Source organism: Croceivirga lutea, from assembly GCF_014235875.1.
Classification (GTDB): domain Bacteria; phylum Bacteroidota; class Bacteroidia; order Flavobacteriales; family Flavobacteriaceae; genus Croceivirga; species Croceivirga lutea.
The window spans coordinates 480,998-496,642 of record NZ_JACJUK010000001.1; the positions used below are offsets into that span (position 1 = coordinate 480,998).

The window sequence follows — 15,645 nt, forward strand, 5'->3', positions numbered from 1 at the left end:
CTATGAAAAGCCAACTGGATAAACAGCTTATTTGGTTTTGATGATGCAAAAGCCAACGTTTAAAAACCCTAAGAGCTGTTTATTGCTAATTCTAAATAAGCGCCATAAAAGAAAAGTAAATGACAAAATCTGAATTATATTTTTACAAAGGAGATGAAGAAGTTCTACAAAAGATTAAAGACAAATCTAACGAAAAGACTGAAACAGCTCTTTTGAATAAAATTCAAGATTCATTTAACAAAGTTCTTGACGGAAAGAATTTGTCATTTCTTCTAGGTTCTGGATGTTCCTCCTATTACATTGAAAATGAACAAAAAGAATGGGAAGAAATAGGCATACCAACAATGGCACCTCTTGCTAAAGATTTTTATGCCAACATACTAACAGAAGATGACCGAAATTGGCTAAAAGACGATGTAAAACTTGATATTACGTCAACAACATTCCAAAACAATTTAGAAACTTTTTTAGGCACACTTCACAGTCTTATATATTTCTATGAAACTACCAATCAAAACGGAACAGAAGAATTTAAAAAGGTCAAAGGCATCATAGATAAAGCAAGAAACTTCCTTTTAGAACAATGTCTGAATGAGACTAAACGTAGTAACGAAGATGACATAGATTTGGTAAATCTTTATAAAATGTTTTATCGCAAACTTTTATACAGAAATGCAAATCTTCCAAAACCTAGCATTTTCACAACGAATTACGATTTGTATTCTGAAATCGCACTTGACAGTTTGGGAATACATTACGTAAATGGATTTTCAGGTGGTATAAAAAAATATTTTAATCCAACCATTTTTAATTATGCACTAGCTGAAAAAATGGACTTATCACAAGGTAAATGGAGTGTAATCGATAATTTCATTTACTTATACAAAATACACGGTTCTATAAACTGGATTCAGGACGAAGAACAGACAAAACTTTTTAGAGTAAGAGAAATTCAAGAAACAAGTTTAGAAAACCTCAAAAAAAAGGATGTTATAATGATTCATCCTACACCTCTAAAACAAAACGCAAGTATGGGAAGTCCATATTCAGATTTGTTTAGAGAGTTTCAAAAAAGACTAATGAGAAATAATAACATACTTATTTCTCTTGGTTACAGTTTTAGTGACGAGCATATAAACAATCTTATTTATCAAGCATTTACAATACCGTCTTTCCGATTAATCGTATTTGGAGATTTTGCGAAAAGTGATGAAATTAAAAAGCTAAAATCCCTAAATGACCCAAGAATTTGGATTGTAGGTGGTAAATTAGAAAATGGAGAAAGCCTACATTATTTTAAAGGTTTCATTGAGCAAATTTTACCAGACTTAAGCAATGACGAAATTGATGACAAAATCGACAACGCCATAAAAACTCTATTTCCAAGATAATGAATAGAGAAGATAAACAAAGAGTCATTGGTAAAGTAGTAGCAATTAATTCAGATAGATTTACTGTCGAATTATTAAGTGGAATTGACAATTTTAATATAAGTGGATTTGATGACATACATTATTTTGCTCAACTAAATAGCTACGTTGTTCTACCCTATCAAAATTACTTTATTGTATCGGAAGTATCTGGAGTCAGAGAAAAAGAGCTAAATGTACCTTTCAGTAATCCTAAAGAACAAATTTTAAGTAAAAGTACAACTGGTAAGTATTTAGAAATACTTCCTATCGGTACTCTCAAACCAGTTGATGAAAATCCTGATTATTATAAATTTGAATTCGGAGTTAGCGTCTATCCTGCGTTATATACAGACGTTCTTTACATAAAAGAAAAAGAACTTGATGCGATTTTTAATGTTAAAGAACAAATTGAAATAGTATGTGAAAAACCTAGCGAACACAAAGAAAAATGTGATTGTGAAAAAAGACGATATAAAACGCTTTCAATTGGTACATCTACAATATTTCCAGATTATGAAGTTAAAATTGATATAGATAAATTCTTTGCTGGTCATTCTGCTGTATTAGGAAATACAGGAAGTGGTAAATCTTGTACAATTTCTTCAATTCTTCAATCTATTTATAAGTTATCAAATCATAGTGCTGTTGGAAGTACGTTTGTTATTTTTGATGTAAATGGAGAATACAACCAAGCATTTAGTGAAGTATCTCAAAACACTGATATTGAAGTACAAAATTTCTGTATTGAGAGTTCTAACAAAGACATAAAGAAATTCACACTACCTCATTGGTTTTTGTCTATTGATGAATGGGCTCTACTTCTTCAGGCAACAGAAAAAACTCAAATACCAATATTAAGAAATGCACTAGGTTTAGCGTCAATATTTTCAATTGGAGAAAATGTAAATGAAATCAAAAATCATATTCTAGCAACCTGTATTAGCGAGATTTTAAGGGATGAAACTAGCAGTCCGTCAAAGTCTGACAGAATATTATCATTACTTCAAAAATTTAATACAGCCGAAATATCATTAACAACAGAATTCACTTTTACTGACCAAAAAGGTAGAAAACACAACACTTTATATATCGGGAATCAGTCCAATACATTAAATATAAGAAATTGCTTATTTGTGCATTATGGAAATATAGTTGGTACAGAGCAACTGCATCACTTTCTAGAGCAAACTAATGAGGACGGATTATCAGTTTTTATTCAAGAAAAATTTCAAATGCCCTCTTATCAAAAATATCAAAAATTCAATTTTGACATCATAGAAAATGCTCTCGATTTAGCTCTTTTATATGAAGAAGCACACGGAAATAAACATATTAGAGACTACTGTTCTTCTTTAATCACTAGAGTAAAAAGTATTAAAGACAGAAAGGATTTTAATTTTTTGAAAAAAGATGATGGTAATATAAGTGAGTATAAAAACACCTTGATTGGACTAAATGAAGTAGAAGCTCAAAAATCAAAAACTAGTCAAATAATCATTATTGATATAAGTGCAGTAGAAGATGAAATTGTGGAAGTAATATCTTGTGTTATTTCTCGTATTATTTATGAAAGTGTTAAGGATATAAACCCAAGAAATTCATATCCAGTAAATCTAATTTTGGAAGAAGCACATAGATATATTTCAAGAAACCCCATGGGCACATTCCTTAAAGCGAATAAAATTTTTGATTCAATAGCAAAAGAAGGTAGAAAATTTGGATTATTACTTTTAGTTTCATCACAAAGACCAAGTGAATTATCTAAAACAGTATTATCCCAATGCAGTAATTTCATCGTCCACAGAATACAAAATCCCGAAGACCTTTCACACATTCGACAAATTACGCCACACATTTCCGAAACAATTTTGAGAAGAATGCCTTCTATTCCAACTCAACACGCTTTGATTTTTGGTCATTCAGTAAATCTTCCGACAACTTTTAAGGTTCACGAAGCAAAGCCATTACCGAAAAGTGACAACAATAGAATAAGTGAAAATTGGTTTAGGCAAAAAGGATTTTCATTAACAGCAAATACAGATGGGTAAGAGTTATAATACAGGGAATAATCTTCATATAAAAAATCAATACAAATACCCCATTTAAAACTACGTTTACTTACTACCCTAAACAGTTAGTATTTAAAGCAATGCAGTTACCTTACCCCAGCAGTTTTGCTAAATTTGTTACTGCTATGAAAGAAAACCAAGAAGAAATTGATAAAAAGATTGCGGAAGTCCATAACCAATCTGATAATGGCGCCGTAAAATCAGATGAAGACATCTTAGTAGACCAACTGTGTGAGGGTTTAGAAACCTACCAACACAAAAAAACCAACGTGTTTTTAAGCGCCCTAATTGCTGGTTTAGAAATTGGCTTTAGTTTTTTACTATTGGGTATGCTGCATCACATTCTAAAAGACCGTGTGGGTAAAGATGTGTTGTATCCGTTATTGGCTTTTGCCTATCCCATTGGTTTTATAATTGTGGTGCTAGGGCGTTCCATTTTATTTACAGAACAAACCTCTTTACTTACCTTGCCGGTACTACATAAAAGACGTTCTGTACTAGAGTTGGCGCAATTGTGGGGCATTGTTATTTTAGGAAATATCATTGGAGGCTATGTATTCACCCTATTTGCTGGTAATATGGCCTTAGCACTAGACTTATTTACCAGGGATACCATGGCAGAAATTGCGCATCATGTTACCAAAGCAAATAGTTGGTTAATTTTAGGAAGCGCGGTGTTGGCCGGTTGGCTTATGGCCGTATTGTCATGGTTGTTAAGCTCCTCTAGAGATACTATAAGTCGCATTTTAATTGTCTACATTATAACCTTTACGGTGGGCTTTGCCGGATTTCACCACAGTATTGTAGGTAATATTGAGGTATTTGCCGGCTTGGTGTTTACTGATAAAATTTCGATGGGCGATTACCTTAATTTTCAGGCCATTGCCCTTTTAGGTAATGCTATCGGCGGGGTGGTTTTTGTAGCGGGACTGCGCTACCGAGCCTTTGCTTCTAATTTTTAGTAGAGGTAAATCGTTTTAAGGTAAGGTATTCTTAGCTTCAATCCATTTGCCCATAAACTTGGTGGCGGCCAAACTCTGGTGTTGTAACAACTGTCCCACCAAATTCTGCGTACGATGCGTTGGTAACTCATGTTGAAGTGTTGTCAATTTTTCTAAGAAAAGTGCCTGCAAAATACCTTTGTTATAGTGTTGATGAATCAGCTCAATTCCCCGTTGTTGGGCTACTAGCCAGCTATTTTGGTGGGTATACAAATGCACAGCACTTTTAGCTAAATCTTCTGGGCTATTCGCCAAATTACCCGCCCACGGTAAAACCGCAAACATACCCTCAGCACCTAATGGTGTAGTTACTGATGGCGTGCCCGCTTGCATAGCCAAGGTGAGTTTACCTTTAATACCCGCTCCAAAGCGCAATGGGGCAAGCACTACCCTAGCCTGTTGTACGTTACTTTTAAGGTCTTTTACCCAACCTTTTACGAGAAAACCGTTAGTAGGCTTATGCATTTCTACAACTTGTTGTGGTAGGTAAGCCCCGTAAATATGTAGCTCCGCCGTGGGTAAGTGTTGACGGATTAACGGCCAGATATGGGTTTTTAAATAGTTGTACGCATCTACATTAGGCTGATGTTTACCATTGCCATAGCAAATAAAATGTTGCCGCTGTTCAAAACTGGGCCATTGGTGTTGGGTTGTTTCGGTAATTTCTGGTAATAAAAAAGGTAAATGGTACAGTAGGTTTTTGGGTATACCCACACGAGTAAGCAATTCAATTTCAAAAGTGGAGACTAATAGGGTAAGGTCGCATCTAAAAATACTGGTCAGTTCACGTTTGGTTTTATCTTGTTGTAGCCAATCGCTTTGCGTAAAATCAATTTGCTTTTTAAAACAATGTGCCCGGTAATCGCGCAGCGAATGTAAGTCCTCCGTATTTAAAAGTGTTAGTGCTTGCGGACAGACTTCGGTAACCCGCCAACCAAATTGCTCTTCGACCATAAAACGGTCGTATACCACCACATGGGGTTGTAAATCGGCTACAAAAGCGTTAAAACTAGCATCGTTTAGCAGAATAGGCTGTTCTGAAATACCCAGCTTGGTTAAGTCTTCAGAATACGCTGTTTTAGCTGCGGTAGATGCAAAGGTAATGTGATACCCGTGTGCCAGAAATAGTTCTAACAATTGCAGCATACGGTTGCCTGCCGCTGTGGTGCTGGGCTCAGGCCACACAAAACCGATGACCAATAGTTTGTTCATACTACATACGGGCTGCAAACATCTTTGAAATATGAGAGCGCAATTTACGCTCGTAGTCTTCCTCTAACCACTCTTTGTAGTTTTTGGTATTGTTCATAATACAGTACGAGTATTGGCGAACCCTAAACTGTATTTCATCTTTTAGTTCTTTGGCCAAAATACGGGCATCAAAAACATCTTCACTATTTTCTACGCAGATTTGAGCGTGTTGTGCAATGCTTCGTTCTAGCACTATTTTTGATTTTCCGCCTTCGGCAAAAACTTTTTTGTATTCCGCCTTAATATCAAAATGAATGTTTTCAGATTTGGAAAACTTCGCTTTTAAGTCCTCAGGCATTTCATAAACAAAGTCGCGCTCAATATCCTCGTCATTTTTAATATTCTCTAAGTAAAAGTCAGGAAAGTGAAAAATTTCTTGCCAGTCTACAGCCTCATCCCAGGGGCCAAAACGAGCAATGTTATTACCCATGTCAATAACATTAAAATCCTTTTTATTCTCCATTACCCGAGAACCCCTACCAATCATTTGAAAATATAGGGTTAGAGAGCGCGTAGCTCTATTCAGAATTATTGATTTTACTGAGGGTTCATCAAAACCAGTAGTTAAAATACTTACCGATGATAAAATAGCATCGGGCGTATTGGCAAACCATTCTAGAATTTCTTTACGTTCGGCTGCTGTGTTCTTATTATCTAGATGTCTAACGTTGTAGCCCGCTTTCTTAAAGGTTTCATACACATAGTAAGATGTGCTAATACCGTTATTAAAAATAAGGGTTTTGGTGCCTTTTGCCACTTCTTCATAAGCCGTTACCAACTTACCTAGCATGGATTGATTGCTATACAGTTCATCTGAAGATTTTACGGTATAATCGCCATGCATACCCAATTTTAAACCCCGTAAACTCACATCAAAATTATACAGGTTTGCTTTGGCTAAAAAGCCACGTTTGATAAGTGATTTTATAGACTCTCCAATAATCAACTTTTTATAGTTGTCTTTCATGGGAAGCTTAATGTTGGAACTTAAGGGGGTTGCTGTAACGCCTAAAATATTGGCCTTTTCAAAAAACTTAAACAGTTTACGAAACGAGTTGTAGTGCGCTTCATCTATAATTACCAAGCCTACATTATTCAACACTACCTTCTCTTCTTGCAATCGATTATTCAGTGTTTCTACCATGGCAACAAAGCACTGAAACTCATCTTGGTCTATATGTTCTTTAACATCACTATTAATGACCTTATTAGGTACCCCAAAACCATGAAGCATTTTAGAAGTTTGACCACTAAGCTCAATACGGTGCGTTAGTACCACCACCTTTTTACCAGTTTGTTCAATATAGCGCCTAGTAATCTCTGAGAAGATAACCGTTTTACCACCACCCGTAGGTAGTTGGTACAATAAGTTACCCCCTTCTGGGAGTTTGTCGATTTCTTTGAAAATTCGGTTTAAATCTTCAAGTTGATAATCGTATAAGTTCTTTTTTTTGGTTTCTTTTTGAACTTGCAAAAACAATTTTTTTATGGGTTAAGTTTTTCTGAAAAAACCCTACAAATTTAGTGGATTTATTCGCTCCATAACGTTATAAGAATTTTAATTACTAAAAATTTATTGTGAATAACAGTTGTTAATCCCTCTTACCTTTTTGTAGGAATTATTCATAAAGTTTTGATAAGTTAAGTACAAACCATTTGGATTTTGGCATAATTAAATGTATAATGTATGCTAGTACAATAATTAAATTTCACCCTGAATGAGGCAGCTTAAAATCGTAAAACAGGTTACCAACCGAGAGTCCAAATCTTTAGACAAATACCTACAAGACATTAGTAAAATTGAGTTAATTACCGCACAAGAAGAGGTGGAATTAGCGCAGCGTATTAGAGAAGGTGATCAAGTGGCCTTAGAGCGATTGACGAACGCAAACTTAAGGTTTGTGGTTTCTGTAGCTAAGCAATATCAAAATCAAGGTTTAAAACTTTCTGATTTAATTAATGAAGGTAATGTGGGGCTGGTAAAAGCCGCCAAACGTTTTGATGAAACGCGAGGATTTAAATTTATTTCTTATGCCGTATGGTGGATTAGACAATCTATCTTACAAGCTTTAGCAGAACATTCTAGAGTTGTACGACTACCTTTAAATAAGATTGGTTCTATTAATAAGATTAAAAAGACATTTTCGTATTTAGAGCAAGCGCATGAGAGACCACCTTCAGCAGAAGAAATTGCTAAAGAATTGGATATGACGGTTAGCGAAGTAAAATTATCACTTAAAAACTCTGGTAGACATGTATCTATGGATGCGCCGTTAAAAGAGGGTGAAGATTCTAATTTATATGATGTATTACGTTCTGGAGAATCACCTAAACCAGACAACGAATTAATGCATCAATCGTTAACAACAGAAATAAATAGGGCTTTAGATACGCTATCACCTAGAGAAGCAGATGTAGTACGTTTGTATTATGGTATTGGCGAATACCCTTCTATGACCTTAGAAGAAATAGGAAGCACTTTTGATTTAACCCGAGAACGGGTACGACAGATTAGAGAAAAGGCTATTCGAAAGCTACGCCACAGCTCTAAAAGCAAAATCTTAAAAATGTACTTAGGTTAAAAAATAAAAGGGGGAGCTTTGTTCAAGTTCCCCCTTTTACTTAATAACACTTAAACTTAAGAACAATTCAACTGGGTAATATTGTAATTTACTAAAATTTGGTTCAGATTCTGAACAAAATTTAAGTAGGCTGTATTTTCGTTTTTTGGGAACTCCATAAGCATAGGTTTTAGGTTATAGGTAATCTAATTCTGCTAGTTGATTTAAGCTTAAAATCTCGTTTAGGTCTTGCAAAAAGGCTAAATATTCTTCGCCGTAAGTATCGTATAACATAATTAATTAGGTAGATTAAGATTTATAAATTCGGGTATCTTAATAATACAACGTAAACATATTTTTTTAGTTGTATTATTTCAATAAAATGATGTCAACTCAGTAATTTTTGTTGTCAAAAAGCGAATTGCTAATACAAAGTTAAAATTGGAACTTATATTGTAGACCAACGGTAGCCGAAAAGACAAAATCGTTAGGCGAAAATGGCAATTCTTGCCGCGAAAGGTTGAGTGAAGTATTGATACTGTTGACCTTATCGACCAACGTAAACTGGTAGGCAAAACGAAGTCTTTGAGTACTTAAATAAGTAACCGACTCTGCCAATAATTGTCCTCTAGCAAAAAACTGATTGTTATCAACATCTATACCATATGTAAAATTTACATCTAAGTAATTGTTAGCATCTTTAAAGTATTTACGTGCTAGTAGACTGCCTGCAAAACCCACATCATCATTACCAAAAGAGACAAAAGGCCGCCCCGAAAAATACCAGTTACCAGTATACAAGCCATATGAACCCGTTATGATGGTGGTATTTACTTCATTAAACCGCAAATGGCGAAGACCTAACGATGCTTCTCTTGCTTTAGGTAACTCTGAATACAGCTCTGCTCCTATCCGATGTTTTGGAAAAATAATTTGGTCAGAAAAACCATAGTTTAGGTAACCATGTAGCTTTTTAGAGAAGGTAGGATACGCATCCACTTCAAATTGATAGCCTTGAATATCAAAACGCTCCGCATAGGTGATTCTTGGTATTAGCACTCCCCATTTTGCTTTACGAGCATAGGCCACTTTCATTTCATAAAAAGGGTCAAAAGTCTTGTCAAATACCGTTGCTGTTGACGTTACTGAAAAGCTGTTTTTCTCGTCAGTTTCGGCATTCTCAGTTTTTAAGACCTCGTAAATCTCATAATCCTTATAAATTTGACTAACGGAATTATGCTTTAACGAAGTTAATTCTGGGTCATTTTTAATATGTGTAAGGGCTTTATTGGCCAGCCCCAATGCAATTGCGTGATTTTCAGCATAGATTTCATTCTTAACGGCTGCCACCCATAATTCTTGTGACTTTTTTTCTTTAGACGTAAGCCTGTTAAAGTGTTTACGTGCTTGAGCATAGTCGCCATCCCAACTTAAGGTTTTAGCTAGTAAAAGTTCGGCATCTACGTATTCTGGATATACTTCTAACAACTTTTGAAGTGAATCTCTAGCTTCTACGCGCTGATTGTTAAATGCTAAACTTCTAGCCTTTAAAAACAAGGAATCGGCATTAAAAGCAACCGTTTCTTGTCCAAACGCATTGGAAAGAAAAAACAATGTTATTAAGATGAAAAAAAGTCTTTTCATTAGCATTAATCAATAAGTATTACTTCAGAAACCGTTTGCTGCCCCAGGCAACGATTTACTTTTTCATCGAGTTCCACAGAACCCACTCCGTTCGATTTTAGTTTTTGATACAGCTCAGAAGCTAGGCCAACATCATTAGACCAATAACATACGTCTAATAACGCAGCGTAACAGTCTTGATATTTTGGATTTAGCCCAAGGGCCACCTCTAAAACATCTTTTGATTTCGCATATTGTTTATTCCAGCCGTAAATACGACCTTTTAATATCATAGCATCTACATGGCCTGGCACATTATGTATTATATATTCAGAAAGCAGCAGGGCACGGCTGGTATTACCTTTGTGGGCTAGTTTAGTAGCCTCTCTAAACGCTTTATCATAATCTTCTCCATCAAAAACACTAGAGAGCCACACTAACTCTTCTTTCTTAAAATTGTAGCGGTCTACCGGAAAAATAGCAAGGCTATCAGGCATTAATTTATTTTTAGTTAAGGTATAATTCGCTATAGCCTTAAACTCTTGAAATTGTTTGTAAACCTTTTTTGTATTTGCTTCATTCTTAACCAGCGCCATTTCGTTTTCAATGTTAAGCGTATACACCTTACCCCCATTAAAAAAAGATTCACCCGTAATTAACTCGGTAAAGCGGCCCTCTCGTTTTAAAAGCGGAATGGTTTTAGGGGTAGCAGTAAGCAGACCCTGCCCTAACCAACTGTTGTGTGTAATTGTAGTTTTCGGTTTTACGGTATTAACCAAACTTAAAATAGAAGGTACAACATCAAAATGAGACGTTAAGTGCTTAAATTCTTTAGGCTCTTTTACTAACGGACTGTAGATAAACATTCCCGTTCTATAAAAACTAAGACTATTTGTTTTTTCAATAGCTGGTGCATTTTTAGAGCCCACAAAGACAAAAATGGTATTGTTGAATTCGTTGGTTTTTTTGTGTTTTTCTAAAAATCCTTTTATGGCGTTGTCTGTATACATTAAATTGGCAAAAAACGGAATGTTTTTATCCAATCTTCGTTTTAAACTAGGCTCATAACCCACCATTTTAATTTGCTTTTCTGCAGCAGTAACAAACTGTTCGGCAGGGTAATGCAAACTATTAGTTTCTGTACTAAGATTCAGAAAAACCTCGAATTTAGGTTTACCAGATGGCAGGTAAATTTCTTCCCATTTTTTAAATAGCTCTTCGTCAGGAAAACCTAAAATGGCACCAGATGCATCGGTTTCATAAGTTTTAAAATGGTCTCCAAAGTTAGACCTATCCACTACCATGTCTACCCGTTCATTAAACAAATAGCTGTCTAGCTTTGTTAAAGCCAAATTACCGCCATGGTAAAAGCCAGTTTTGTAACCTTGACTTTTGAGATAAGCAAAGAGACTGTTTTTATTCAGTTTACTAGAAAAATGCTCGTTTCCTTCCGAAGGAAAAGGAGTGCTAGATAGTAAAGCCGTTAAGGCGGTTGGTGTTTCTAAAGATGTACTAAGGTGATTTGTAAAAACTAAGGACTGCTCTGATAATTCACTTAAAAACGGTGTAAACTCCTTAAATTTAGCTGAAGACCCAATGAACTCATTACTTAAGCCATCTATCATCACAACTACAATATTGGGTTTTTGGTTTGTAAAATTGAAATAAGTTGCCCAGTCTGTCTCTACAGTAGTAGGTTTCACTAAAGGATATTCCGCCTCACCGTCATATGTTGTTTTTTCAATTTTACCAGAGAATAATTCCGCTACCAAATACTGCGTTTTATTAACGTTTATAGCGCGTTTATCTGTAAACAACATTCCAGCGAACAAGAGCGCGAGAATAATGGTAAAGGGATATAATTTTTGAATAAAATTGTACAGTTTTGTTCCTTTTTTAGATACAAAACGAAAAATTCCTAAACAGATAAGAAAACAAATTCCCGCATAAAAAAGCTCGGTAACCCTAAAGTTTACATGATTTAAAGTGGTTGCAATATCAGAGCCAATTAAGTCTAGGTGTTGCAAGAAATACTCAATAAGTACAAATTCAAGTGCTAACAACAGGGTTAGTAAAAAAGAGACTATTTTTTTGCCGTGGCTAGGTTTGTTAGCTTCTAACCAACGGTATGGATAAACCAAAAGTAAACCTACAATAGCAGCATACCCAATCTGATTAATGAAAAGCATTAGCATACTCCATTCAAACACGCTATCTAGAATACCGTTTAAGTACAAACGAAAGTGCTGGTACAGCCCTAAAACAAGTAAGCTACATGCAAAAGCAATAAGTAAGCCTGCATATTGCGGAAGTCCATACCGTTGTATTTGTTTTGCTGATGTTATCATGCTGCTTTACTAAATCCTTTTCTGGTCATGGAGCCCCAACCAGATTGTACTTTAAATAACTTTTTATAATTACCCTTAACCGAAGACCAAACCACAATAGGGTGAAAAACCACGGGTTCTATTAAGGCACAAAAAACTAGGGTTAAAATATCTTTAGGTTTGGTGTATTGCTTGTAAGACAGGGTATCCCATAAAATAGCATACAATGAAAACATAACGCTATACGTATACACGCACATAGTTATGGCTAAAAAAAACTGCCAGTTTAATATTTCTAAGTACCAGAATAATAGAATAGAAAAGAAACCAAAAAACTCCAGTAGCGGCGCCATCCATTCATAAAAAAACCAGTACGGGTAACTCAATAACCCTAACCTACCTAGTTTAGGATTTAAAAACATGTCTTTGTGTTTTTTTAAAGTCTCTATGTTACCTCTAGACCAACGGTCGCGCTGTTTAACAAATACATTTAAATCTTCTGGAACTTCTGTCCAGCAAAGCGGGTCTGGTATATACTCAACCGTATAGGGTAAGTTGCGTTCATGCATATAACGGCGCATTCTAAAGACGATTTCCATGTCTTCCCCTACTGTGCCGGTATCATAACCCCCAATTGCATTGGCAATTTCTCTATCAAAAAAGCCAAATGCTCCAGAAATGATTAACAAACTATCTATGCGCCCCCAAGCCATTCTGCCCAACAGAAAAGAACGTGTATATTCTAACAATTGAAATTTGGCTAACCAGTTTTTGGGCAGATTAATCTCTTCTAACTGTCCGCCAGAAATACGACAAGAATTTGCCACCCTGATTACCCCACCAACAGCAATTACCCGTTTTTCGGAGCGTTGTAAAAACGATTTAACTACGTGTAACAAAGCGTCTGGCAACAACAGACAATCCACATCTATACAACCAACATAACGCGCAGTAGATAATTGCACGCCAGTATTTAAAGCATCTGATTTACCCCCGTTTTCTTTATCAATTACAGTAAGTTTATTGAAGGCGGCGATTTTAGATTTATACACACCTCTTATCGGCTTACTTTTATGATTAGGAGCAACTTTAAAATTGATTTTTTCTAAATCGTACGCCTTAATCATTTTTTCTAGCGTATCGTCTTTACTACCATCATTAACCACCATCACCTCATAATTTACATACCTAAGCGAAAGTAACGAGCGTATATTTTCAACTATGGTCATACCCTCATTGTAGGCAGGAGCAATAATGGTAATAGAAGGCGCTAAAGGTGATGCCATTACTTTTGAAAGGTCAACAAAGCTGTTTTTATTTTTATAGTGAATTGAATTTCTGGTGGATAAATACCCCATTAGGGTAAACATGGAGAATAATACCGTGGTAAACACCAAAAAAATGATGTTTATATAATCTAGAATACCATCAAAAGAAATTGCATTAAACATCTTTTGGGTTTTTAGGTTCTATTCTTTCAGCTATTGTACCAGACAGTTCAAAATCGGGTTCAAAGTCAAGGGTATCTTGAGCGGGAGAAATCCCGATTTCTTCATACAAAGAGAACATTTCTAATGAAATGCGGTTTTCATTTGCAGACGGTTCTTTTGCTGGAGAATGTTCTTCTTCTATTTTGGGTTCATCCTTTTCATAATCAAGTCTTTTCTCAATTATACTTAGGGTTTCTTTTACAGTAGAATGCAGTGTTTTTGCTTCAGTACGTAATAATCGCTTTAAAAAAGGAATTTCCTTTTCATCACCAACTGGTTGCATTTCTACCAGTAATATTTTTTTGGCATTATCATCTGCTGCTTTTTGGAACAAACGATAGAATATGCTGTGCATACTTTCATGCAAAAAGCCTTCTTCATTAGCATTGAATGATTCTTCCTCCTCTGAAGCTTTCTCTTCTACATCATTTGAATTGACACGATTTTTAAAATCTTGAAGCCTCTTAAGAATATGGAACGCTCTAAACCTAAGCTCGCTGTTTTCTTCTTTTTCAACAATAACCTCTAAATGTTCTTGCTCTCTTGAATCGCCAAAATCTTCAATCGAATCCAACAGTTTTTCACGAGAATCTAAATCGAGATTGGAATAATTGTCTTCAAAACTTTTAGGCTGAACAGCTGTATTATCATTTTCTGAAGTGGAAACCAAACTTAAATGTTCATCAAGCGTATCTGATGTTTCTTTATCCAATTCGCTTACACTAGAAGCTATATCATCAGTAACATCTTCAGTTTCAATTGGGGTCTCTTTTGTGGGTGTTATAGATTTTGACCATTCTACAAAGTTGTATATTTCTTCATCGTCACCCTTTACAGTTACCTCTTCTAAATTTTTTGGTAGTTCTGATTTAAATTTTTCAATATCGCTTGTTGGCAACTCTGAATCTGGTAGAATTAAATTAATAGTCGCCAATACCTTGCTATGAACAAAATACTCTTGTTCAATGCCTTTGATGTGATATAAAAAAGGTAAATCAGCATCTGTACCTAATTCGCCAAAAACGTTGAGCACTTCTATTTTAACACCATTGCTTAAGCCAGAAAAAATTTGTTTTAACGAACTTAAACTTCTTGTGAACCCAAAGTATTTTATACATTCAAGAGCTTCTTTTTTAATGATATCCTCTTTATGTTTTACCAATTCAATAATAGCTGTTTCAGCATCATTTTGATTGTAATGGCGCATTAGCCGTAACGCAAAGAGCACTACATCATTGTTTGGAGATAGCAACCACGATTTAAATCTTGGTGGCTCAAAATTTTCGATGGTTCCTAAAGCTTCAATAATTTTTAATTGTTGCCATTCACTTATAGGATATTTGGCAGTGTCTAAAATCTTATTAATTCCCTTTGGACTAAGCTTAACTGTGGCTAATTCTGCCTGGCGGCGAACAACAGCAAGACGGTGATTTATTTTTTTGGCAATTAGTAAGAAGGTTTCTTCCACCTCCATTTCAGTAAGTTCACGAATACCTTTGCTAACAACTTCCCATCGCCAACTGTTTAATCGCTCTAACGAATGGTGATGTAATTCTAACTCGCGATACAATATTAATAAGCGTTCACGAACTTCACCAGAAACATCTTTTTGAAGGTCATACAGAATTTCACCCAAGGTTTTTCTAAACTCCGGGTAACGTAGTTTTTCTCTGATAGCAATCTTCAATTTAATATACTCCTTTTGTTCGTTTACCGGGTCTTCATTGGTATGAAAAAGAAAATTACTAATAACGGGAGCTAGCTCTTCTCTTAAGGCTTCTCTTTTCTTTTTAAGGTTCAAATAGAACTTTCGATACAGAAAAACCGAGATAAAATAAAGACCACCCAACACTAAAAATAAATAGGTCAGGGTCCAAAGTAGGTCTATATGTGGATTTGGTAATTCTATGT

Annotated in this window: 10 protein-coding genes; 4 read left to right on the forward strand and 6 right to left on the reverse strand. The window is 35.3% G+C overall.

Going from position 1 to position 15,645, the window contains the following annotated elements; genetic code table 11:
• The first annotated feature begins 119 nt into the window (after positions 1-119).
• From H5V42_RS02260 to H5V42_RS02270, 3 genes are all read left to right on the forward strand, one after another.
• Complete coding sequence (locus H5V42_RS02260; protein ID WP_185781490.1) at positions 120-1,391, forward strand: SIR2 family protein; 1,272 nt, start codon at positions 120-122, stop codon at positions 1,389-1,391.
• Complete coding sequence (locus H5V42_RS02265) at positions 1,391-3,460, forward strand: ATP-binding protein (protein ID WP_185781491.1); 2,070 nt, start codon at positions 1,391-1,393, stop codon at positions 3,458-3,460. Before H5V42_RS02260 ends, H5V42_RS02265 begins: the two co-directional genes overlap by 1 nt.
• Before the next feature lie 146 nt (positions 3,461-3,606).
• Complete coding sequence (locus H5V42_RS02270; RefSeq protein ID WP_185781492.1) at positions 3,607-4,443, forward strand: formate/nitrite transporter family protein; 837 nt, start codon at positions 3,607-3,609, stop codon at positions 4,441-4,443.
• Between the two features lie 15 nt (positions 4,444-4,458).
• On the opposite strand, the gene H5V42_RS02275 is transcribed toward H5V42_RS02270, so the two are convergent.
• Both H5V42_RS02275 and H5V42_RS02280 read right to left on the reverse strand, forming a co-directional pair.
• Positions 4,459-5,694: a glycosyltransferase gene (locus tag H5V42_RS02275; RefSeq protein ID WP_185781493.1), complete on the reverse strand. Its 1,236-nt coding sequence runs from the start codon at positions 5,692-5,694 to the stop codon at positions 4,459-4,461.
• Between the two features lies 1 nt (position 5,695).
• Positions 5,696-7,207, reverse strand: a complete 1,512-nt coding sequence (locus H5V42_RS02280) for a DEAD/DEAH box helicase (RefSeq protein ID WP_185781494.1) — start codon at positions 7,205-7,207, stop codon at positions 5,696-5,698.
• A 244-nt stretch (positions 7,208-7,451) separates the two neighbouring features.
• Between H5V42_RS02280 and H5V42_RS02285 the strand changes: the two genes are divergently transcribed.
• Positions 7,452-8,315, forward strand: coding sequence for a sigma-70 family RNA polymerase sigma factor (locus H5V42_RS02285; RefSeq protein WP_185781495.1), 864 nt, complete (start codon positions 7,452-7,454; stop codon positions 8,313-8,315).
• Between the two features lie 414 nt (positions 8,316-8,729).
• On the opposite strand, the gene H5V42_RS02290 is transcribed toward H5V42_RS02285, so the two are convergent.
• The 4 genes from H5V42_RS02290 to H5V42_RS02305 are packed head-to-tail and all read right to left on the reverse strand — an operon-like array spanning position 8,730 to position 15,535.
• Positions 8,730-9,938: a YaiO family outer membrane beta-barrel protein gene (locus tag H5V42_RS02290; RefSeq protein ID WP_185781496.1), complete on the reverse strand. Its 1,209-nt coding sequence runs from the start codon at positions 9,936-9,938 to the stop codon at positions 8,730-8,732.
• A gap of 5 nt (positions 9,939-9,943) precedes the next feature.
• On the reverse strand, positions 9,944-12,265 hold the full coding sequence (locus H5V42_RS02295; RefSeq protein WP_185781497.1) for an alkaline phosphatase family protein: 2,322 nt from the start codon (positions 12,263-12,265) through the stop codon (positions 9,944-9,946).
• Positions 12,262-13,695 carry a glycosyltransferase family 2 protein gene (locus H5V42_RS02300; RefSeq protein ID WP_185781498.1) on the reverse strand — a complete coding sequence of 478 codons (1,434 nt, stop codon included), beginning with the start codon at positions 13,693-13,695 and terminating at the stop codon, positions 12,262-12,264. The genes H5V42_RS02295 and H5V42_RS02300 overlap by 4 nt, the downstream gene beginning before the upstream one ends.
• On the reverse strand, positions 13,688-15,535 hold the full coding sequence (locus H5V42_RS02305) for a HEAT repeat domain-containing protein (protein WP_185781499.1): 1,848 nt from the start codon (positions 15,533-15,535) through the stop codon (positions 13,688-13,690). Before H5V42_RS02305 ends, H5V42_RS02300 begins: the two co-directional genes overlap by 8 nt.
• Positions 15,536-15,645 lie beyond the last annotated feature (110 nt).